This is a genomic window from Streptosporangium longisporum (assembly GCF_039534895.1).
GTDB lineage: Bacteria > Actinomycetota > Actinomycetes > Streptosporangiales > Streptosporangiaceae > Streptosporangium > Streptosporangium longisporum.
In genome coordinates this window covers 188,626-206,887 of record NZ_BAAAWD010000010.1, presented here as the reverse complement: position 1 = coordinate 206,887, position 18,262 = coordinate 188,626, and the positions used below count along the sequence as shown (strand labels likewise).

The following is an 18,262-nucleotide window of genomic DNA, read 5'->3' as shown; positions in this document are numbered from 1 at the left end:
GCCGTCACCCGTGGCCGGGTGTCAGCGGCCGAAGGCGTCCTTGATCTTCTTACCGGCGTCCTTGACCTTCTCGCCGGCCTGCTTGAGGCTCCCCGAGGCCTGGTCGGCCCGGCCCTCGGCCCGCAGCCGCTCGTCACCGGTCGCGTGCCCGAGGTTCTCCTTGACCCGGCCCTTGAGCTCCTCGGCCTTGTGGGAGATCTTGTCCTCGATGCCCATGGTGGCCTCCTCCGTCGGTGGGGACGTCGCTGCCGTTCTCACCGGCTCCTGTCCCGGCCGCGGGATGGTAAACCGCCCGGCTCCCCGGTCCGTGAAAGTTTCAGGACGCCGGGACGACCCGGGCGATCCGCCCCCGAGGGTTCCCGGCCGTGTCATGACGTGGTGGGACCGCCCTTCGGGCCGTGACGGCCCCCTCCCCTCCGGTCCCCGCCCTCCCGGCCCGGATCCGGCATGTCCGGAAGGACTTCACATCGCCGTAACAATGTGCTTTCCTGACTTCGGAAAGCGCTTACCGCTTCCGCGGGAACGTTCGTCGACGACGAGCGCCTCCCGGATCCGTATCCATGTCTCGTTGAGAAGCAGGATCGCGGCGGAAACGACGGGCACCGGCACGCCCGGGGGACGACGCCGGGTGGAACCGTCGTGACGCCCGGCCCGCACGTGCCCTCACGTCGCCCCACCGTCCCGCGTCGATGCCCCGTCGCGGACGCTGAGGTGACGGCCCGGCACACCCGATATCGAACGGAGCTTCACGTGCGACACGCAAGAAGACTCGGCGTCAGGCTGGCGATCGCGGCGACCGCCGGCCTCATGGCCACCGGCGGGATGGTGGCCGTGCTCAGCACCCCCGCCGCGGCCGCCCCCTCCAACGGCAACTACACGCTGGTCAACGCCGGGAGCGGCCTGTGCGCCACGGTCCCCGGGCAGAACACCGGTGACGGCGTACAGCTCCAGCAGTCCGGGTGCGCGGGCGGGGCCGGGCAGGTCTTCTCCCTCGCCTCCTCCGGAGGCGGTTACCGGCTGACCGCGAACCACAGCGGCAAGTGCCTGGGGGTGCGCGACGCCTCCACCAGCGCGGGCAAGGCCGTCCAGCAGGAGTCCTGCACCGGGGCGTCCTCGCAGACCTGGCAGCTCACCGCCTCCGGCAACGCCTACCGGGTGGTCAACGCCAACGGCGGCAAGTGCCTCAACGTCAAGGACAACTCCTCCTCGTCCGGCGCCCCGCTGCAGCAGAACTCCTGCGACTCGGCCTCCACCAAGCAGTGGACGCTGACGCCCGCCGGTGGCGGCGGCAACCCCGACCCCACCCAGACGCCCACACCCACGCCCACACCGACCGTGACCCCCACCGGCGGCACCGGGGGTGACGGCAGCGGCGCGTGGCCCTCGTCCACCGGCAACGTCCACACCCCGACGACCCGCAACGCCGGTACGTTCTTCGACGGCGGCATGAAGCGCTACTACGGCATCGGCGACGGCGGTCAGGGCGAGGGCCAGGACCCGATGTTCGTCGTGGCCAACGGCGGCACGATCCAGAACGTCATCCTCGACGCGCCCGCCGGTGACGGCATCCACTGCGAGGGCTCCTGCACCATCCGCAACGTCTGGTGGAACGACGTCGGCGAGGACGCCGCGACCTTCAAGGGCACGAGCTCCTCGGCCACCTACCTGGTGGACGGCGGCGGCGCCAAGTCCGGGACCGACAAGGTCTTCCAGCACAACGGCGCGGGCACGGTGACCATCCGCAACTTCCAGGTGCACGGCTCGGGCAAGCTCTACCGCGCCTGCGGCAACTGCTCCAGCTCCTACGAGCGCCACGTGGTGATGGACGGCGTCACCGCCCGGTCCACCAAGCTGCTGGCCGGGATCAACTCCAACTGGGGCGACACCGCGCGCTTCAGCCGGATCACCGTCTACGGCAGCGCCACCATCTGTGAGCGGTACAAGGGCGTGCCCAAGGGCAGCGAGCCCACCAAGATCGGCTCTGGCCCCGACCCGGTGCACTGCCGGTACTCCCCGTCCGACATCACCTACCGGTAGCCACCACCGGTAGAGATCCCCGACGGGAAGGTACGGCCCGGCTCCGCGCTCGCGGTGCCGGGCCGTACCGGTGTCATCCGCCGGCGCGCGGCGTCGTGGCCCGGTGGGGCTCCTTGATCGCCCGGCGCAGCTCGTCCGCGGAGACGAAGAGGTGTCCCGCCATGCCCAGCCGCTCGGCGGCGCGCACGTTCTCCGTCCTGTCGTCGACGAACATCGTGTCCGAGGCGGGCACCCCCAGCTGCTCCAGGCACCAGGTGTAGACCTCCGCCTCCGGCTTGGCGTGACCGATGCGGCAGGAGAACGCGCGCACCTCGAACAGCTCCAGCAACGGCCGGTGAAGCCGCTCGACGTGGGCGGCCAGGTCCGCGGGGAGGTTGGACAGCAGCGCGACCCTGGTCCGGCCGCTCATGTCCGCGACGAGGTCGACCATCTCGTCGTCGACCTCGCTCCAGCTGTCCAGGTCCCTGGCGATCAGCTCGTCGATCTGGTCGTCGCCGAACTCGGTCTCCGCGGCGCGGGCCACGGTCCGCCAGTAGTCCCGTCCCGACCGGTCCCCGCGGTCGTAGGGTGCCCGCAGGTCCCAGTAGGGCCGCCACAGCCGCGGACCCGACAGGCGGGCGGCACGCTCGATGGCCAGGAGGCTCTCCGGGGACTGGTGGCGGGCGATGACCCCGAACATGTCGAAGACGAGCACGGGCGGGACGGACTCGCTCAAGCGGACTCCCTCGGTATGTCGTCACGGAGGCGGACGCGGCGGGCCGGGAACGACGCGGCCGGTCCGCACCGGCCGGTCCGCACACGGGTCCCGGCCTGACACGGCGGCCTCGCGCGGCGCCCCGGCAACCCTACGCCATGGTGCCGGAGGCGTCGCGCGGCCCGGGCCCGGGGCGTTCGCGGTCATTCGCGCGGGTCGCCTGCGTCCGCGGTTCCCGTCCCCGTCTCCGTCGGCCCCGCCGACCCCGCCGGCCTCATCGGCCTCGTCACCGCGGGCATCTCCGGCACCTCCAGCGTCTCCGGCGTCCCCGGCGTCCCCGGCGTCCCCGGCGTCCCCAGGGCCCGCAGGCCCTTCGCTCCCTCATGGAACGCCAGGGCCAGTGCGAAAAGGAGCACGGCACCCACGACCGGCACCCACGACAAGCCGGACGACGGCCGGAAGGCCCCGGCGAGCCCCACCCGGTCGATGACGATCCGCTCGGCGATGCCCGGCAGCACGGAGGCGAAGCCCGAGACCGTCACGAGGACGCCGAGCCAGGCGATCCGGGCGGGGTTGCCCCGCTGGAAGGGCCGTCCCCGCGCGAAGGAGTTCAGCAGGGCGATCAGCAGCAGGGCCGCGACGCCCATGCACAGACCGCTCACCAGGACGTCCGCCCGGGAGAACACCTGCTCGGCGACGGTGGAGCCCTCGACGTACAGCGACAGGTCCCCGTCGTCGAGACGGACCCCGGCGGGGAGCTCCCCCCTGCCCAGCCGCAGGTGATCACCGGATTCCGGGGAGAACGTGACACGTACGGCGATGCCTTCGGGGACCTGGGTGATGCCGTTGATCATGTACCCGACACCCCAGAGCACCCCGACCGTTCCGGTGAGCCTGATCACGTAGCGGGCCAGGAGGGCGAACAGATGACTCATGAGAACTCCGTCGAGCGTGTCCGGATCGCCTCATCGTTCATCACGGCGGTCGTCGCGAACAGGGACCACGGGGCCACACTCGGGTCCCGTCGTCCTTCATCATGTCCCGCCGCGACCGCCGCCGCGCGACATGTCACGGTTCCGCGATGTGACCTCCAGGCCGACGGGGGACGGGGACGGCCGTACTTTCGGACGATGATCGGAGCAGGAGGGCCGCACGAGCATGGCGTCCCATGAGACGAAACATCATGGCCTCCCTCCTGGTGGCCGCGACGGCCCTGCCGCTCGTGGCCGCCGGCGGGGCGGCGTCCGCCTCCTCCGGCGGCACGACGACCGACGGTACGACGACCGACAGCACGACGACCAGCGGCGCGATGACCGACAGCGCGACGATCTCGTGGCGGCCGTGCGGCGAGCAGGCCGGAGCCGAGTGCGGATCCGTCGAGGTGCCGCTCGACTGGTCCGCCCCGGCGGGCCCGGCGATCGAACTGTCCGTCGTGCGGCGCAGGGCCACCGATCCCGGCGCGCGGGTCGGCACCCTCCTCTACAACCCGGGCGGGCCCGGCGGCCAGGCCGCACTGGTCGTCCGCGACTTCCCCTCCGCGATCCTCTCGGACGACCTGCGACGGCGGTTCGACGTCGTCGGCATCGACCCGCGGGGGGTCGGCGGGAGCGGCGCCGTACGCTGCGGGCTGCCGGTGCACGACCCGGAGGTCGGCGAGTTCCCCGACACCCGGGCCGAGTACGACAGGCTGGTCGCGCACAACAGGGCGGTCGGCGAGAGCTGCCTGGCCGCCACCGGACCCCTGCTGCGGAACGTCGACACCGTCAGCGTCGCCCGGGACTTCGACGCGGTACGGGCCGCGCTCGGTGAGAAGAAGATCAGCTTCCTCGGCAAGTCGTACGGCACCATCCTCGGCACCGAGTACGCCGGGCTCTTCCCCGGCCGGGTCCGCACCATGGTGCTGGACGGCGCGGTCGATCACGGGATGAGCTCCCGCCGCCTGGTCACCGACGCGACCAGGGCGGTGGAGGACTCCTTCGACCGGTTCGTCGAATGGTGCGACCGTACGACGAGCTGTCCCCTGCACGGACGTGACGTCGCGCGGGTGTGGGACCGTCTCGTCGCCGGGGCGGAGCGCACGCCCGTGCCGGTGCGGAACGGGCGGCCGATCACCGCCGAGGAGCTGCGCTACGTGGGGTACACCTTCCTCACGGCGATGCCCGAGTACGCCGGAGGCCTGGCCGCCGGGATCGTCCAGGCGGAGAAGGGCGACGCCACGATCTTCGCCTCGATGCGGGCGCAGGCGCTCGACGACCCGGCGAGCACCGCGGCGTACCGGTCCGTCATGTGCCTGGACCTCGACCCGCAGATCCGCGGCTACCGGGACCTGCGGGCGCGGCTGAAGCAGGTCCGCAGGCTGTCTCCGCACATGGGGGGCACCTCGGAGTTCTGGGACATGACGGTCGGCTGCCTCGGCTGGCCGGTCCCCCCGAGCAACCCGCAGCGGCCGGTGAACGTCCACGGCACCCCGCCGATCCTCGTCGTCGGCACCGCCCACGACCCGGCGACCCCGCTCGCCTGGGCGCGTGCCCTGTCGTCGCGCATCCGCGGCTCCGGCCTGCTGACCTACGACGGGACGGGGCACACCGCGTACATGAGGTCGGCGTGCGCGACGGAGCACGCCGACCGCTACCTGGTCACCGGCCGGCTTCCGGAGAAGGGAACCGTCTGCCGGGCCACCGGCTGACGCTCCCGGTGTCTCGTCCGTGTGCCGTCACGACAGGCCGGTGAGGCCGACACGGCCGGCCCGCCGACGCCCCGGCCGGCCGGTCGCGCTCACGTCTCGTGATCGGGTCCCGGGGAGTGGACGCGGGTGCGCAGGGCCCGGACCGACCAGTCGAGCACCGGGGCCAGGGACTCCGGGGCCGGCCAGCCGTTGATCACCGCGAGCAGGTGGGAGTACCGCTCCCGGCGGGGGTCGTTCATGTGCTCCAGCCGGTCCAGCATCGACCGCCGCAGCCCGGCGTCGTCGGGACGGCCGACGAGGCCGGCGTACCGGGCCGTGATGTCCGCGACGACGCGGCCCGCCTCGGCCGAGGCCGGGTCCGTGCCGTCCGAGGCGGCACGACCGGCCCGGTCCCGGACGACCGCGGCCAGGTCGCGGCGTACCCCCGGGTTCTCGCCCTCGGCCCGTTCGGCCGCGTGGTCCCGCGCCATCCGGCGCATGCCGTCGCGGAAGTCCGGGTCCCGGGACAGCTCGGCCAGCTCGATCCACGCCTCCACCTGCTCGGTCTCGGGGTCGTCGGGCAGGCGCGGGGTCATCGAGCGCCTGATCCCCACGAAACCGTGGTCGGCCTCCAGGCCGCCGAACACGGCGTCGAGGAAGTCGTCGATCATCTCCTGGCGTTCCTCTTCGGACAACGCGGCAAGTCTGTGCATGAGATCCATCTCCTCGGGGGTCGACCCGTGCCTGGCCACGGCCGTCAGCACCGCGCGCCGCAGGCGCAGCGTCCGGATCTGTACGGTGAGCGCTTCGGCGTGCGCCGCGGCGACCTGGGCCAGCGGGATCTCCCGGTCCAGGATCCTCCGGATCGTGGGCAGGTCAAGGTCCAGGTCGCGCAGCGTCCGTACGAGGTCCAGGCGAGCGGCGTCGGCGGTGCCGTACAGGCGGTGGCCGGCCGGGCTTCGGTCGGCGGGTGGCACGATCCCGCGATCGGAGTAGAACCGGATGGTCTTGACCGTCAGCCCGGTGCGCCGGGCCAGGTCACCGATCGAGTAGAGCGCGTCCCCGTCCATGCCGCACACCCTCGCATCTCCCCTCGGTGGAGGTTCAAGTCCTCCCGCGGCCCGCGCCGAGGACCGGTGCCGGGCGGGTGCCGGGCACGGGTGTGTCGGGTGCGGGTGCCGAGGGCCGGCCTCGCGGACCGTGCGGGCCACGATCGTATGACGGGTGACCCGCCGGGACCGCCGTGCCCGGCGGGGGTGCGGTATGAAGGAGGCGGTGACCGGCGATCGACGGCCCGGCCCGCACGTCCGGGTGGGCCCCGACAGGGATCGTGGTGAGACGCGTGCGCACGGCTGGAACACGGATGCTCGCGTGCACGGCGCTGCTCGCGGCCGCGGTGGCGTGCGGCGGGGAACGGCCGGCCCCGCGGACGGACGGTGCCCCGCCCACCCAGGAACGCTCCCCCGCGCCGGGCCCCGCCGCCGAGAAGAGCTCCAAGACCCCCGGTGACGCCTCCGGACCTTCCGACGGGCCTCGCGGAAGCGACATCGAATCCTCCGACCCGGACCACTTCGAGGCGGAGATCACGCTCGCGGACGGCCGCAGGGTGGCGATGCACTACGGGCGCCGCCGGGGGCTCTTCGAGCAGCACCACGTCCCGGGCCACGGGTGGACCAGGCCACGCCTGATCTACCGCACCGAGACCGACGCCTGTCAGGGCATCGAGCTCCGGGCCGTCGGTGGCACGGTCACGGCGATCGCGAACTTCGCTCCCTACTGCGCGGACGGCGAGCCCCCGATGGAGTCCGTCGCGGCGGTCGGGGTGGGGGATCTGAGCAGGTGGGACCACCACCTCACCAGGTCGTTCGACGGCTGGGAACGCGTCACCGTCACCGACGGCGGCGAAAGGGCCGTCTTCTCCAGCAGGTCCCTGAAGTGGCACAGCTCGCTCGTCTGGACCCTGAAGGACGGCTTCGCGGAACCGGTGGACAAGCGCGTCGGCTGAGACGACGCCGTGCCCTCGGACCCGGCCCGGGATTCGCCCCGTCATTCGGCCCAGGACCCGGCTGGGAACCCGCCTCGGAACCCTGCCGGGCCCCGGCTTCGCATCCCGGCATGGAACGTGCTCGACCAGCCGTGCTCGACCGGCCCTGCTCGGCCGGCCGCGCCCGTCCGGGTCAGCCCGGGAGGCGGGCGGAGTGCGCGAGCACGGCCTCCAGGGTGCGGCGGCCCGTCTCCGCCGTCAGCGGGGCGTCGGCCGAGTGGGCCAGGAACGCGAGCGACAGCGCGAGCGCCCACCCTCGCGCCCGCGTCCAGAGGTGCTCGCAGGGCAGGTGCCCGCCCGCCGCCTCGTAGGCGTCCCGGAAGGCGCCGTGGCATTCGGCGGGCAGGAGCATCCAGGCCACGGACAGATCCGTGGCGGGGTCACCGGAGGTGATGTCACCGAAGTCGATCACGCCGCTGATGCGACCGCGATGCACCAGGATGTTGGCCGGGTGGAGGTCGCCGTGCAGCCACGACGGGGGCCCGTCCCACACCGGCGCCGCGACCGCGGTCTCCCACGCGCGCATCACGGCCCCGCGGTCGACCAGGTGGCCCAGGACGTCCAGATTCCGGACGACCGTCGCGTGACGGTCCGCGAGCGGGATGCCGCGGAGGGGGTTGACGGGGGCGTCCGGTGCGGCGGGGGTGTGCAGGGCCCCGAGGAACCCGGCGAGATCGGCCGCGAGGTCTCGCGGGTCGGCCGGCGGCGTCCGCGCGGCGACCCGGCCGGGCAGGAACGGGACGACGCTCCACGGCCACGGGTAGCCGGGACCGGGCCGCCCGATCCGCACCGGTACGGGCACCGGCAGCGGCAGCCGGGGCCCGAGAACCGGGAGCCACCGCTGCTCGTGCACGAGCAGCCGGGCGGCCACCTCACGTCTCGGCAGCCGGGCGACCAGCGCGTCCCCGACCCGGCACACGACGTTGTCCCACCCGTTCGCCATCGTCTCGACGGGCAGGTGCGCGAGGTCGGGGTGCTGGGCGGCCAGGAGCCGGCGCACCAGATCCGGGGAGACGTCCACCTCGGCGGCCGGCATGCGGTGAGGACCCACACCGCGACCCTAACCGACCGAGGCGGACGGCCTCGGCGCCGCAGGCGGGAGAGACGGGGCCCGTGCGGCCGAGGGAGCGGAAGCCCCGGCGAGACCGGATGAGGACAACTTCAATCACTTTAAGTAGTCGATCAGTTACTTTGAGTGATGAACGGTCGTGGACACGACCCTCGATCACCGGAGACCCACATGCGACGTATCGCCCCACGGATCGCCGTCCTCACGACGATCGCCCTGCTCGCCCTGATCGCCCCCGCCCACGCCCGGGTCCTGCCGGAGGACCGGCGGGCCGACGCGGGGGCCTACTTCGAGTTCACCGACATCACCGGGAGCAAGGGCGTCCTGCAGCTCACCGACCCCGCCGAGATCCAGCACGCCAGGGATCTGATCAGCGGAGCGACCACCGAGAGGCCGCACGTCCTCGGCAGGATCGTCAAGCGTCCCGCCCCTTACAACCCGAGCTGGAGCTACCACTACGACCCCGCCACGATCGACTTCTTCGACGTCGCCATCGAGGTGTGCGACGCCACGATGCCCTACGTCGAGGACCACCTGGACGAGGCGGGCGGCGCGTTCCTGCCCGGCCTGATCTGGTGCCCCTGGACCTCGCGCCTGGTGGGCGAGGTCCCCGCCCCGTGAGGAAAGCCGCCCCGGGCTCGACGGGCACCCGCCGGCGGCCGGCCCTCGCCGGTCACCGGCGGGTGCCCGCGTCCCCCGCACGGCCTCCGGGATCGGGGCCGGAGGTCACCAGGACGGCATCATCGTCTCCGGATAGCGGGACCCGGCCGCGCCGCGCGGCAGGATCTCGGTGACGCGGGCGAGGTCCTCCGGGGTGAGCGTGACGTACGCCGAGGCGACGTTCTCGGCGACGCGCCGCGCGCTGCGGGTGCCGGGGATCGGCACGATGTCGTCGCCCTGCGCCAGCAGCCACGCCAGTGCCAGCTGCGTGACCGTGATCCCCTTGGCCTGCGCGAGCGCGGTCAGCTCGCCGACGGCGGCCAGGTTCTTCTCGTAGTTGCCGGGCTGCCAGCGGTCGTCCCAGCTGCGCATGTCGTCCGCGGGGTAGTCGGCGGCCGGCCGCACCGCGTCGGTGAGGAATCCCCGGCCCAGCGGCGAGTACGGCACGAACCCGATGCCCAGCTCGCGTACGACCGGCAGCACGTCGGCCTCGACGGCGCGCTCGAACACCGAGTACTCGGTCTGCAGCACCGACACCGGGTGGACGGCGTGGGCGCGGCGGATGACGTCGGGGCCCGCCTCGCTGAGCCCGAGGTAGCGCACCTTGCCCTCGGCGATCAGCTCGCCGACCGTGCCCGCCACGTCCTCGATCGGCACGTCCGGGTCGACGCGGTGCTGGTACAGCACGTCGATGCGGTCGGTGCCGAGGTGGCGCAGGCTGTTCTCGGTGACCTCGCGGATGTGCTCCGGCCGGCTGTCCAGCGCCAGCCCCGCCCTCTGCGGATCGCTCAGGTCGAAGCCGAACTTGGTGGCGATCACGATGTCGTCGCGGAAGTCCTTCACGGCGCGGCCGAGCAGCTGCTCGTTGCTGCCGGTTCCCATGCCGTACAGCTCGGCGGTGTCGTAGAAGGTGACGCCCAGCTCGTACGCCCGGCGGATGGTGGCGATCCCGCCCTCCTCGTCGGCGGCACCGTAGGCCATGGTCATGCCCATCGTGCCGAGGCCGATCGCGCCGACCTCCAGTCCCTGGGTGCCGAGCGCGCGCTTCGGCAGGTTCTGCTCATGCTGTGTCATGCTCCCCACGGTAGGGACACGCCCTCGGGGAGGTCATGAGGCCAGGGCCGCATAGTATTGCCTGATCCTCTCACCGAAGGAGCACGGCATGCTGGACGATCTCGCGGCGGTGATCGCCCGGCACAACGACGGCCTGTGGGCCGAGAGCGCGGTCCCCCACCTCACGCTGGTCACGATCGACGAGCCCATCGGCCCCACCGACCTGCTGTACGAGCCGATGATCTGCTTCATCGCCGACGGCGCCAAGCGCACCGTCACCGGAGACCGGAGCCTGGTGGCCGGGAGCGGCGAGATGATGCTGAGCTCGCTCCGGGTTCCGGTCACCGCGGTGTTCGAGCGGACGCCGTACCGCGCGGCGGTGCTGCGGTTCGACGGCCGGGTGCTCGCCGACCTGCTGCTGGAGCTGGAGGACGCGGGCCCGGCCGCACCCGCCGGGTCCGGCGGGCAGATCATCGCGCCGATGACACCGGAGCTGGTCGACGCGGTCACCCGGTGGGTGCGGCTGCTCGACACCCCCGGCGACATCCGCCCGCTGGCGGCCCGGATCGAGAGCGAGATCCTCTACCGGCTGCTCGGCAGCCCGCTGGGCCCCGCCCTGCGCCGGCTCGCGCTGACCGGTTCGGGCGCGGCCCGGGTGAGCGCGGCGGCCGGGTGGATCTGCGCGCACTACAGCGAGCCGCTCACCGTCGAGTCGATCGCGGCGGTGGCGCACATGAGCGCGGCCACCCTGCACCGGCACTTCAAGACCGCGACCGGGATGAGCCCGTTGCGGTTCCAGAAGCACCTGCGGCTCCAGGAGGCGCGGCGGTTGCTGGTCGCCGGGGACACCACCGCGGCCATGGTGGCCGAGAGGGTCGGGTACGCGAGCGCGACGCAGTTCAACCGCGAGTACCGGCGCCACTACGGCCTGCCCCCCGCCCAGGACGCGGCCCGCCTGCGGGGCCGCCTCGCGAGCGCCGCGCCCGGGTAGGAGCATCGCGTCCGCCCCAAGATTTCTGCAATGCATTGCAGAAATCCAGTGGACTCCATGTTTGGAGTCGATTTAACCTTCTGTCCCATGACCGAGGGGCTACGAGAGCGGAAGAAACGGCAGACGCGGCAGCGCATCCACGACGTGGCCCTCGGCCTGTTCGTGGAGCGCGGCTTCGACCACGTCACGATCGCGGAGGTGGCCGCCGCGGCGGAGGTCTCGGTGAACACCCTCTACAACTACTTCCGGTCCAAGGAGGACCTGGTCCTGGCCGCGGAGGGGACGGCCGAGCGGCGGCTCGCCGGCATCGTCCGCCACCGCGGCCCCGGCGAGTCCGCCGCCCGGGCCGTCCTGGCCCGCCTGCGCGAGGAGGTGGGCCGCCACGACCGCGCGCTGGGCCTGACCGACGGGTTCGGCCGCGTCTACGAGATGATGCGGGCCGCCCCCACGCTGACCGCCCGGCTGGAGGAGCTCGGCCGGCAGATGACCGCCGCCCTGGCGACCGTGCTCGCCGAAGAGACCGGCACCGACCCCGACGACCCGCTTCCCCGGGTGGTGGCCGCCCAGATCGGCCTGGCCCACGCATTGGTCTTCGCCGAGGTCGGCCGGCGTACCACGGCCGGAGAGGCCCCGGAGGAGATCGCCACGGCGGTGCTGCGCCTCCTCGACGTCATCGAGGACCTGCTGGGCGAGCCCGTCCTCACCTATGCCCCCCGGGAGGACCGATGATGTTCAGAGTTTTGATCAGCGGGACGTTCGGCGAACTGGGCGATGCCGATCGCTCCCGCCTGTCGTCCGGGGCCGGCCTCCTGCCGGGCGGCTTCACCGAGGCGGGCACCTTCACCTGCGACGCGGGCCTCTCGGCGTTCACCTTCCGCTGCCAGGTGCCCCCGGAGGAGGACGACGACGAGCCGGGCGTCACCCGGCGGGCCATGGCGGTGCTGGAGGCGCACGGGTACCCGTACCGGATCCTGCGGGTCGCGGTGACGGACATGCGCGACATCAAGATCCGCCGGAAGGGCCACGCCCCGCCGGCCGCTCCCCGGTGATCTCGTCGCCGGGGCCGTTCAGTCCCGCGGCCGCCGGTCCGCGACGGTGATCGCGAGCAGCGGGAGCATCCGCCCGGGGACGGAGCCCGACGGGGTCGCGCCGATCCGGACGGCGCCCATGGCCAGGTAGAACGGCTCGGCGTTGGGGTCTGCGTCGATGGTGAGACGCTCGAAGCCGAGGTCCGCGGCCGTGGCGACGGCGTGCTCGAACAGGCGACGGCCGACGCCCCGGCCGATCGCGTCCGGTTCGACGAAGAGCATGCCCAGGGACCCTTCCGGTGGGTCTCCCTCGAGCGTGGCGAACCCCAGGACGCGGCCGTCGTGCTCGGCCACCGTGGTCCGCAGCCGCGCGATCTCGGACTCGGGAACGGCCAGCTCGTCCCGGCAGGCCGCCATGAACTCCTCGTCGTATCCCCAGTGGGCCTTGGAGCGGACCGCCAGCTCGCTCAGCGCCCCGGCCTCGGCCGCCCGTGCCGCCCTGATCAGCATGAGACCCGGCCCCTTTCACCCGTCCGTCGCCGCCGGTCGTTCAGGACAGCCCGCGCAGCAGGAGGTCGAGCACGTCCTGCAGGTCCTGCTCGAACGACGGCCTGCTCCAGGCCTCGGCGTACGCCGGGTTGTGGAACGGGCTCGTCGCGTTGAGCAGCGCGCGGGCCGCCGTGCCCGCGTCCGCCACCCGGAAGACGCCCTGCTCGACGCCCGCGGCGATGATGCCGGTCAGGTCGGCGACGAGCTCGGAGACGTGCGCCTCCACCGCGCCGCTCGACTCGCCCACCAGCGCCACGTAGGTGGCGAACAGCTCCGGGTCGCGCAGGGCACGGTCCCGCTTCTGGTGTGCCAGCACCGTCAGCCACTCCCGCAGGAGCGGCGCGGCCGGGCGGCCGGACCCGGCCCGAACCTCCTCCAGCGGCTGCCGGACCCCGGACAGCCAGGCGCTCGTCACCGCCTCGCGCAGCGCGGTCTTGCTCGGGAAGTGCCGGTAGACCGCGGCGTGGCTGACGCCGAGCGCCCGTGCCACGTCGACGACGGTCGCCTTGGCGGGCCCGAACCGGCGCAGCGTCTCCTCGGCCGCGGCGATGATCCGCTCCGGGGTGAGTGCGTGGTCGGGCATGGTGGAAAACCCTAGCGTTCGCTGTCGAGCATCGCCATCAGCGTCGGGTGATAACGGTCACCGGCCGCGGCACCGGCCGGCACGGCGCGCTCGATCCGCGCGAGGTCGTCGGCGGACAGCGTCACGTCCAGGGCGCCGAGGGCCTCGGTGAGCCGGTCGCGGCGGCGCGCGCCGACCAGCGCCACGATGTCGTCGCCCTGCGCGAGCACCCAGGCGACGGCGATCTGCGCCACCGACACCCCGCGCTCCTCGGCCACCTCGCGCAGCCGCTCGACCAGGGCGAGGTTGGCGTCGAGGTTCGCGCCGCTGTGACGCGGGCTGTGCGCGCGGAAGTCGTCCGCGGCCATCGGCCGCTCCCTGGACCAGTGCCCGCTGATCAGGCCCCGGGCCAGTACCCCGTACGCGGTGACGCCGATCCCCAGCTCCCGGCAGACGGGCAGGATCTCGGCCTCGATGCCGCGCGACAGCAGGGAGTACTCGATCTGCAGGTCGGCGATCGGGTGCGTCGCCGCCGCGCGCCGGATGGTCTCCGCGCCCACCTCGGACAGCCCGATGTGGCGCACGTACCCGGCGGTGACCAGCTCGCCGATCGCGCCCACGGTCTCCTCGATCGGCACCGCCGGGTCGAGCCGGGCCGGACGGTACACGTCGATGTGGTCGGTGCCCAGTCGCTTGAGCGAGTAGGCGACGAAGTTCTTCACCGCGACCGGGCGTGCGTCGTGGCCGATCCAGGCCCCGTCGGGCCCGCGCAGGCCGCCGAACTTGACGCTGATGGTGACCTTGTCCCGGTCGCCCGGCCGGGCCCGCAGCGCGTCCCGGATGAGCAGTTCGTTGGCGCCCATGCCGTAGAAGTCGCCGGTGTCGAGCAGGGTGATCCCGGCGTCGATCGCGGCGTGGATGGTCGCCACGCCCTCCGCCTCGTCCGCCGGCCCGTACAGATCGGACATGCCCATGCAGCCGAGCCCGATCGGCGCGCTGACGGGGCCGTTGCTTCCCAGTGTTCGTGTCGTCATGTCCCGACCGTACCGTTACGGATTACAGATTTCAAACTCTGTAACTAATAAACCCATTCGACGGGGACGATCGCGGACGGGATCAGCCGAGAACCTTGATCTTCTTCATGGTGGGCTGGGAGATCACCCGTGCCACGCCGGGAATACCGATGATCTTCTCGGTCTGGAACCTCTCGTAGGCGGCGTAGTCGGCGACCAGGACCCGCAGGTGGTAGTCGGGGGTGGCGAACAGGCGGCGGAACTCGACGACCTCCTCGTAGGCGGCGATGGTCCGCTCCAGCCCTTCCAGGGTCTTCAGGTCGCTCACGCTGACCTCGATCGAGACGATGACCTCCAGCCCGGCGCCGAGGACCTGGTGATCGACGACGGCCCGGTAACCGGTGATGACGCCCGCCTCCTCCAGGCGCCTCACCCGGCGCAGGCACGGGGGCGGGGTGAGGCCCACCCGTCTGGCCAGCTCGACGTTGGTCAACCGGCCGTCCTGACGCAGGTGAAACAAAATATCCCTATCGATGGCGTCCAGAGTTATTTCATTGCTCATAAGCGCATTCTAGAGGTCGGATCGGAAACCATATGAGGTCGTTTCCGGCCTAGAATTACTCGCACCTCTCCCCCGTTCACCTGCGCCTTTCCCCTCGGGACGGCTCCGGACGGCGGGCCGGAACACGAGAAGGGCGACGACATGAGGAACCACGCCGCACGGGTCGGGAGCTGGCTCGACGAGCGGGCCGACGAGATGGCGCTTCTCCTCGAACGCCTGGTGGCCGTCGGCTCCGAGAATCCCCCCGGGCGCGCGCTCGGCCGCTGCGCCCGGATCCTGAGCGAGGCGATGGACCGTCTCGGCCTGTCCCCGGAGATCATCGGCATCACCGACCCGTCCGGCCTCCTGGAGGACCCCTGCGTCGTCCGCGGCACGGCCGGTGACGGCGACCCGCTGCTGTACTTCCACGGGCACTTCGACGTGGTGCCCGCCCAGAGCCGCGACCAGTTCACCCCGGTGCGCCGGGACGGGAGGATCGTCGGCCGGGGTACGGCCGACATGAAGGGCGGCATCGTCGCCATGCTCTACGGCGCCGCCGCGGCCCGGGAGCTCGGCCTGCTCGGCACCGGCCGGATCGTCGTCCACCTGGTCTGCGACGAGGAGACCGGCAGCGTCCTGGGCGCCGGCCACCTGCGCGACGCCGGGCTCATCGACCCGGCCGCCCTGGCGATGGTGACCGCCGAGCCCAGCGGCGGCGCCGTCTGGAACGCCGCCCGCGGTGCCCTGTCCCTGCGCGTGGAGGTCCGGGGCCGCGAGGCCCACGTCGGACAGGCCGACCGCGGGGTCAACGCCTTCGCGCACATGCTGCACGTCGCCCGCCCGGTCGAGCGCCACGCCGCCGAGATGGCCGGCCGGCACACCGCCCTCCCCATGAGCGCCGGGGACGCCCGGGGCAGCATGCTCGTCGTCGGCGGCCTGTCCGGCAGCGGCTCCTCCTTCAACGTCGTCCCCGGCTCGGCCTTCTTCACCGTCGACGGCCGCTACAACCCCGAGGAGGACCTCCAGGCCGAGCTCAAGCACCTGACCCGCATCGTCGAGGACGCCGCCCGCGAGATCGGCGCCGAGGTCTCCGTCCACGTCACCCAGCTGCAGCCCCCCGCCGCGACCCCGCGGGACCACCCCGCCGCGGTCGCACTCGGCCGCGTCATCGGCGTCGTCGGCGTCGGCGGTGTCGGCGGTGTCGGCGGTGTCGGCGGTGTCGTCGGTGTCGTCGGTGTCGTCGGTGTCGTCGGTGTCGTCGGTGTCGTCGGCGACCCGCACGGCGCGCCGGCCCGCTTCGAGATGTGCCCGGGCATCCTGGAGACCCGTTGGTACGCCCAGCTAGGCATCCCCGCCTTCGGCCACGGCCCCGGCCTGCTGGAGGTCTCCCACGGTCCCGGCGAGTACGTCGACGAGGCCGCCGTGCGCCGCTGCGCCGCCGTCTACGCCCTCTACGCCGGTGACATGCTGCCCTGACGGCCCGGGGTCACGGCCTCGCGGGTCCGACCGTGACGCGGCACCCGTGCCGGGGGCACGACGGCGTGTCGTGACGGCCGGTCGGGGCGGCCCCGGCGGGGTGCGGTGGCGCGTCAGGACGGCCGGGCGGGGCGATCCGGCGGGTGCGGTGACGCGTTCACAGGCCGCCGCCCAGGGCGGCCGAGACCGCCAGGACGTCGGCGTAGTCGCGCAGGCGGACGATCCGCCCGTCGCGCACGGTCAGCACGACGATGTTGGGAAGCGCGAACGCGCCGGTGGACGGGCTGGTCCCGACGGCCTCCTGCTCGACGACGATCGTGTCCGGATCGCCGGTGTCGTGGACGGCGAGGGTGCGGTAGCGCTCGTACGCCAGCGGGTAGGCCCTCCACCCCTCGGCCATCCAGGTCACGATCTCGTCCCGGCCCTCCAGCCGGGACGGCACGCCCGGGGGCGTGAACGGGAACTCGTGGACCGCGTCGGCCGCGTACAGACGGCTCATGTCGTCGGCGGACCGGGCGATGGAGGCCCGGCGGAAGCGTTCCAGGACCTCGCGCGCGCCGGTCCCCCGCTCGTCGCCGCCGGTCCGGTCGTGTTCCGTCGGTGTCGTCGGTGTCGTCGGTGTCGTCGGTGCCATCGGGCGGCCCTCCGTGCTCGGATACGTCGTGCTCGATGAGCCGTGCCACTAAAGTGAGACACAGTCCGGTTAGATGGACACGGTAACGGACCATGTCCCCGGTTAGCAACGACGGGAGGTCGCGGTGACGGATCACGACGCGCGGCCGCACGCCGGGCGTCCGAGACGTGCGGACGCCCGGCGTAATCGTGAGCGGCTGGTCGAGCAGGCGCGGATCGCGTTCGCCGAGTCCGGCCCGGACGCCTCGCTGGACGAGATCGCCCGGCGGGCGGGGGTGGCCAGCGGGACGCTGTACCGGCACTTCCCCACCCGGCCGGATCTCGTGGAGGCGGTGCTCGGCGAGCGGATCGCCGAGCTGGCCGGCCTCGGCCGCGAGCTGCTGACGGCCGGGGACGAGTACGGCGCCCTGTCCGCGTGGTTGCGTGCCGCGCTCCTGCACGCCCTGACCTATCGGGGCCTGCCGGCCACGGTGATGAACGCGGCGCTCGACCGCGAGGACGACCCGGTGTCGGCCTGGCACGCGGAGCTGTTCGAGGTGGGGGCCGCGCTGCTCGCGCGGGCGCGGCGGTCGGGCGCGGTCGTCGCCGACGCGGACGCGGCGGACGTGCTGAAGATGGTCGGCGCCATCGCCCTGGCCGCCCAGGGGACCCCGGACGGCCGGGCCCAGGCCGAGCGCCTGCTCGCCCTGCTGGTGAACGGGCTGCGTCACCGCGACACCCCGGGGTGACGGGCCGTTTCCCGCCTCGGCGCCCGGCCGGAGCCCCGGGACGAGGCCGTCGGCGGACGACGGAGCGGCTCCGTCTCAGTGATCGGCCGGAGCCGGGACGAGGCCGTCGGCGACGAGGCCGGCGAGCACCGCCTCCCCCAGGGCCTGGACCGCGGACCTCGGCCGTACCATCACCGTGATCTCCTTGATCAGGCCGGCCTCGTCGAACTGGAGCAGGTCCATGCCGTGGATCTGCCTGCCGCCCGCGCCCGCACGGAACAGCAGCACGGCCGACGGCGCCTCGGCGCCGTCGGCGCCGGTCTCGGCGACCCCCTCCAGGGACCCGACGTACCGGAAGTCCTCGAAGACGCGCAGCAGGACGCCGAACAGCCCCAGGACCGCGTCCCTCCCGTCGAAGGGGGTGAACGTCACCGGGCTGTGGAGGCGGACGTCCCCGGTGAACAGCGCCTCCAGGGCGGAGAGATCGCGACGCTCGACGGCGGCGCGGAACCGGTCTGCCATGGCCATGGGACACTCCCT

21 protein-coding genes are annotated in these 18,262 nt (G+C 72.9%); 9 read left to right on the top strand and 12 right to left on the bottom strand.

What is annotated here, in order from left to right; all coding sequences use genetic code 11:
- Window positions 1–21: 21 nt before the first annotated feature.
- Window positions 22–216, bottom strand: coding sequence for a CsbD family protein (locus ABD832_RS19850; RefSeq protein ID WP_344897391.1), 195 nt, complete (start codon window positions 214–216; stop codon window positions 22–24).
- A 534-nt stretch (window positions 217–750) separates the two neighbouring features.
- On the opposite strand from ABD832_RS19850, the gene ABD832_RS19845 reads away from it, so the two are divergent.
- Window positions 751–2,037: a pectate lyase gene (locus ABD832_RS19845; protein ID WP_344897387.1), complete on the top strand. Its 1,287-nt coding sequence runs from the start codon at window positions 751–753 to the stop codon at window positions 2,035–2,037.
- A gap of 73 nt (window positions 2,038–2,110) precedes the next feature.
- Here ABD832_RS19845 and ABD832_RS19840 read toward each other — a convergent pair whose 3' ends face one another.
- Both ABD832_RS19840 and ABD832_RS19835 read right to left on the bottom strand, forming a co-directional pair.
- Window positions 2,111–2,752, bottom strand: coding sequence for an HAD family hydrolase (locus ABD832_RS19840; protein ID WP_344897384.1), 642 nt, complete (start codon window positions 2,750–2,752; stop codon window positions 2,111–2,113).
- 182 nt (window positions 2,753–2,934) lie between these two features.
- Entirely contained in the window at window positions 2,935–3,666 is a 732-nt protein-coding gene (locus ABD832_RS19835; protein ID WP_344897381.1) for a hypothetical protein, read from the bottom strand.
- 233 nt (window positions 3,667–3,899) lie between these two features.
- Here ABD832_RS19835 and ABD832_RS19830 point away from each other — a divergent pair, with 233 nt between their 5' ends.
- Complete coding sequence (locus tag ABD832_RS19830; protein WP_344897378.1) at window positions 3,900–5,417, top strand: alpha/beta hydrolase; 1,518 nt, start codon at window positions 3,900–3,902, stop codon at window positions 5,415–5,417.
- Between the two features lie 89 nt (window positions 5,418–5,506).
- Here ABD832_RS19830 and ABD832_RS19825 read toward each other — a convergent pair whose 3' ends face one another.
- Window positions 5,507–6,466 (bottom strand): MerR family transcriptional regulator, encoded by a 960-nt coding sequence (locus tag ABD832_RS19825; protein WP_344897375.1) that lies wholly within the window; start codon window positions 6,464–6,466, stop codon window positions 5,507–5,509.
- Between the two features lie 293 nt (window positions 6,467–6,759).
- On the opposite strand from ABD832_RS19825, the gene ABD832_RS19820 reads away from it, so the two are divergent.
- Window positions 6,760–7,401 carry a hypothetical protein gene (locus ABD832_RS19820; protein ID WP_344897372.1) on the top strand — a complete coding sequence of 214 codons (642 nt, stop codon included), beginning with the start codon at window positions 6,760–6,762 and terminating at the stop codon, window positions 7,399–7,401.
- A 172-nt stretch (window positions 7,402–7,573) separates the two neighbouring features.
- On the opposite strand, the gene ABD832_RS19815 is transcribed toward ABD832_RS19820, so the two are convergent.
- Window positions 7,574–8,491, bottom strand: a complete 918-nt coding sequence (locus tag ABD832_RS19815) for an aminoglycoside phosphotransferase family protein (protein WP_344897369.1) — start codon at window positions 8,489–8,491, stop codon at window positions 7,574–7,576.
- Window positions 8,492–8,680: 189 nt separating this feature from the next.
- Here ABD832_RS19815 and ABD832_RS19810 point away from each other — a divergent pair, with 189 nt between their 5' ends.
- Complete coding sequence (locus tag ABD832_RS19810) at window positions 8,681–9,130, top strand: BP74-related protein (RefSeq protein ID WP_344897366.1); 450 nt, start codon at window positions 8,681–8,683, stop codon at window positions 9,128–9,130.
- A 105-nt stretch (window positions 9,131–9,235) separates the two neighbouring features.
- Here the strand turns inward: ABD832_RS19810 and ABD832_RS19805 are convergent, their stop codons facing one another.
- Entirely contained in the window at window positions 9,236–10,243 is a 1,008-nt protein-coding gene (locus ABD832_RS19805; RefSeq protein WP_344897362.1) for an aldo/keto reductase, read from the bottom strand.
- Window positions 10,244–10,331: 88 nt separating this feature from the next.
- Between ABD832_RS19805 and ABD832_RS19800 the strand changes: the two genes are divergently transcribed.
- The 3 genes from ABD832_RS19800 to ABD832_RS19790 all read left to right on the top strand — a co-directional run bounded on the left by ABD832_RS19800 (window position 10,332) and on the right by ABD832_RS19790 (window position 12,262).
- Complete coding sequence (locus ABD832_RS19800; RefSeq protein WP_344897360.1) at window positions 10,332–11,213, top strand: AraC family transcriptional regulator; 882 nt, start codon at window positions 10,332–10,334, stop codon at window positions 11,211–11,213.
- Window positions 11,214–11,300: 87 nt separating this feature from the next.
- The gene (locus tag ABD832_RS19795) at window positions 11,301–11,942 is read left to right on the top strand and encodes a TetR/AcrR family transcriptional regulator (RefSeq protein WP_344897357.1); all 642 of its coding nucleotides are present in this window, start codon (window positions 11,301–11,303) and stop codon (window positions 11,940–11,942) included.
- Window positions 11,939–12,262, top strand: coding sequence for a DUF6204 family protein (locus ABD832_RS19790; protein WP_344897354.1), 324 nt, complete (start codon window positions 11,939–11,941; stop codon window positions 12,260–12,262). Before ABD832_RS19795 ends, ABD832_RS19790 begins: the two co-directional genes overlap by 4 nt.
- Before the next feature lie 18 nt (window positions 12,263–12,280).
- Here ABD832_RS19790 and ABD832_RS19785 read toward each other — a convergent pair whose 3' ends face one another.
- From ABD832_RS19785 to ABD832_RS19770, 4 genes are all read right to left on the bottom strand, one after another.
- Window positions 12,281–12,751, bottom strand: a complete 471-nt coding sequence (locus ABD832_RS19785; protein ID WP_344897351.1) for a GNAT family N-acetyltransferase — start codon at window positions 12,749–12,751, stop codon at window positions 12,281–12,283.
- Window positions 12,752–12,791: 40 nt separating this feature from the next.
- The gene (locus ABD832_RS19780; protein WP_344897348.1) at window positions 12,792–13,373 is read right to left on the bottom strand and encodes a TetR/AcrR family transcriptional regulator; all 582 of its coding nucleotides are present in this window, start codon (window positions 13,371–13,373) and stop codon (window positions 12,792–12,794) included.
- 11 nt (window positions 13,374–13,384) lie between these two features.
- Window positions 13,385–14,386 carry an aldo/keto reductase gene (locus ABD832_RS19775; protein ID WP_344897345.1) on the bottom strand — a complete coding sequence of 334 codons (1,002 nt, stop codon included), beginning with the start codon at window positions 14,384–14,386 and terminating at the stop codon, window positions 13,385–13,387.
- A gap of 82 nt (window positions 14,387–14,468) precedes the next feature.
- Window positions 14,469–14,927, bottom strand: a complete 459-nt coding sequence (locus ABD832_RS19770) for an Lrp/AsnC family transcriptional regulator (RefSeq protein ID WP_344897342.1) — start codon at window positions 14,925–14,927, stop codon at window positions 14,469–14,471.
- A 141-nt stretch (window positions 14,928–15,068) separates the two neighbouring features.
- Here ABD832_RS19770 and ABD832_RS19765 point away from each other — a divergent pair, with 141 nt between their 5' ends.
- Window positions 15,069–16,382: a M20 family metallopeptidase gene (locus ABD832_RS19765; protein WP_344897339.1), complete on the top strand. Its 1,314-nt coding sequence runs from the start codon at window positions 15,069–15,071 to the stop codon at window positions 16,380–16,382.
- A 157-nt stretch (window positions 16,383–16,539) separates the two neighbouring features.
- Here ABD832_RS19765 and ABD832_RS19760 read toward each other — a convergent pair whose 3' ends face one another.
- Window positions 16,540–17,016, bottom strand: a complete 477-nt coding sequence (locus ABD832_RS19760; protein ID WP_344897336.1) for a nuclear transport factor 2 family protein — start codon at window positions 17,014–17,016, stop codon at window positions 16,540–16,542.
- Window positions 17,017–17,140: 124 nt separating this feature from the next.
- Here ABD832_RS19760 and ABD832_RS19755 point away from each other — a divergent pair, with 124 nt between their 5' ends.
- The gene (locus ABD832_RS19755; protein ID WP_344897333.1) at window positions 17,141–17,743 is read left to right on the top strand and encodes a TetR/AcrR family transcriptional regulator; all 603 of its coding nucleotides are present in this window, start codon (window positions 17,141–17,143) and stop codon (window positions 17,741–17,743) included.
- A gap of 75 nt (window positions 17,744–17,818) precedes the next feature.
- On the opposite strand, the gene ABD832_RS19750 is transcribed toward ABD832_RS19755, so the two are convergent.
- Complete coding sequence (locus tag ABD832_RS19750) at window positions 17,819–18,250, bottom strand: nuclear transport factor 2 family protein (RefSeq protein WP_344897330.1); 432 nt, start codon at window positions 18,248–18,250, stop codon at window positions 17,819–17,821.
- Window positions 18,251–18,262: the final 12 nt, after the last annotated feature.

Bases quoted from the DNA above. Each gene is read 5' to 3' on its own strand.
- ABD832_RS19850 (WP_344897391.1), bottom strand. From the start codon at position 216: ATGGGCATCGAGGACAAGATCTCCCACAAGGCCGAGGAGCTCAAGGGC.
- ABD832_RS19830 (WP_344897378.1), top strand. From the start codon at position 3,900: ATGAGACGAAACATCATGGCCTCCCTCCTGGTGGCCGCGACGGCCCTG.
- ABD832_RS19795 (WP_344897357.1), top strand. From the start codon at position 11,301: ATGACCGAGGGGCTACGAGAGCGGAAGAAACGGCAGACGCGGCAGCGC.
- ABD832_RS19785 (WP_344897351.1), bottom strand. From the start codon at position 12,751: ATGCTGATCAGGGCGGCACGGGCGGCCGAGGCCGGGGCGCTGAGCGAG.
- ABD832_RS19800 (WP_344897360.1), top strand. From the start codon at position 10,332: ATGCTGGACGATCTCGCGGCGGTGATCGCCCGGCACAACGACGGCCTG.
- ABD832_RS19825 (WP_344897375.1), bottom strand. From the start codon at position 6,466: ATGGACGGGGACGCGCTCTACTCGATCGGTGACCTGGCCCGGCGCACC.
- ABD832_RS19780 (WP_344897348.1), bottom strand. From the start codon at position 13,373: ATGCCCGACCACGCACTCACCCCGGAGCGGATCATCGCCGCGGCCGAG.
- ABD832_RS19750 (WP_344897330.1), bottom strand. From the start codon at position 18,250: ATGGCCATGGCAGACCGGTTCCGCGCCGCCGTCGAGCGTCGCGATCTC.
- ABD832_RS19770 (WP_344897342.1), bottom strand. From the start codon at position 14,927: ATGAGCAATGAAATAACTCTGGACGCCATCGATAGGGATATTTTGTTT.
- ABD832_RS19820 (WP_344897372.1), top strand. From the start codon at position 6,760: ATGCTCGCGTGCACGGCGCTGCTCGCGGCCGCGGTGGCGTGCGGCGGG.
- ABD832_RS19760 (WP_344897336.1), bottom strand. From the start codon at position 17,016: ATGGCACCGACGACACCGACGACACCGACGACACCGACGGAACACGAC.
- ABD832_RS19810 (WP_344897366.1), top strand. From the start codon at position 8,681: ATGCGACGTATCGCCCCACGGATCGCCGTCCTCACGACGATCGCCCTG.
- ABD832_RS19775 (WP_344897345.1), bottom strand. From the start codon at position 14,386: ATGACGACACGAACACTGGGAAGCAACGGCCCCGTCAGCGCGCCGATC.
- ABD832_RS19835 (WP_344897381.1), bottom strand. From the start codon at position 3,666: ATGAGTCATCTGTTCGCCCTCCTGGCCCGCTACGTGATCAGGCTCACC.
- ABD832_RS19765 (WP_344897339.1), top strand. From the start codon at position 15,069: ATGAGGAACCACGCCGCACGGGTCGGGAGCTGGCTCGACGAGCGGGCC.
- ABD832_RS19805 (WP_344897362.1), bottom strand. From the start codon at position 10,243: ATGACACAGCATGAGCAGAACCTGCCGAAGCGCGCGCTCGGCACCCAG.
- ABD832_RS19790 (WP_344897354.1), top strand. From the start codon at position 11,939: ATGATGTTCAGAGTTTTGATCAGCGGGACGTTCGGCGAACTGGGCGAT.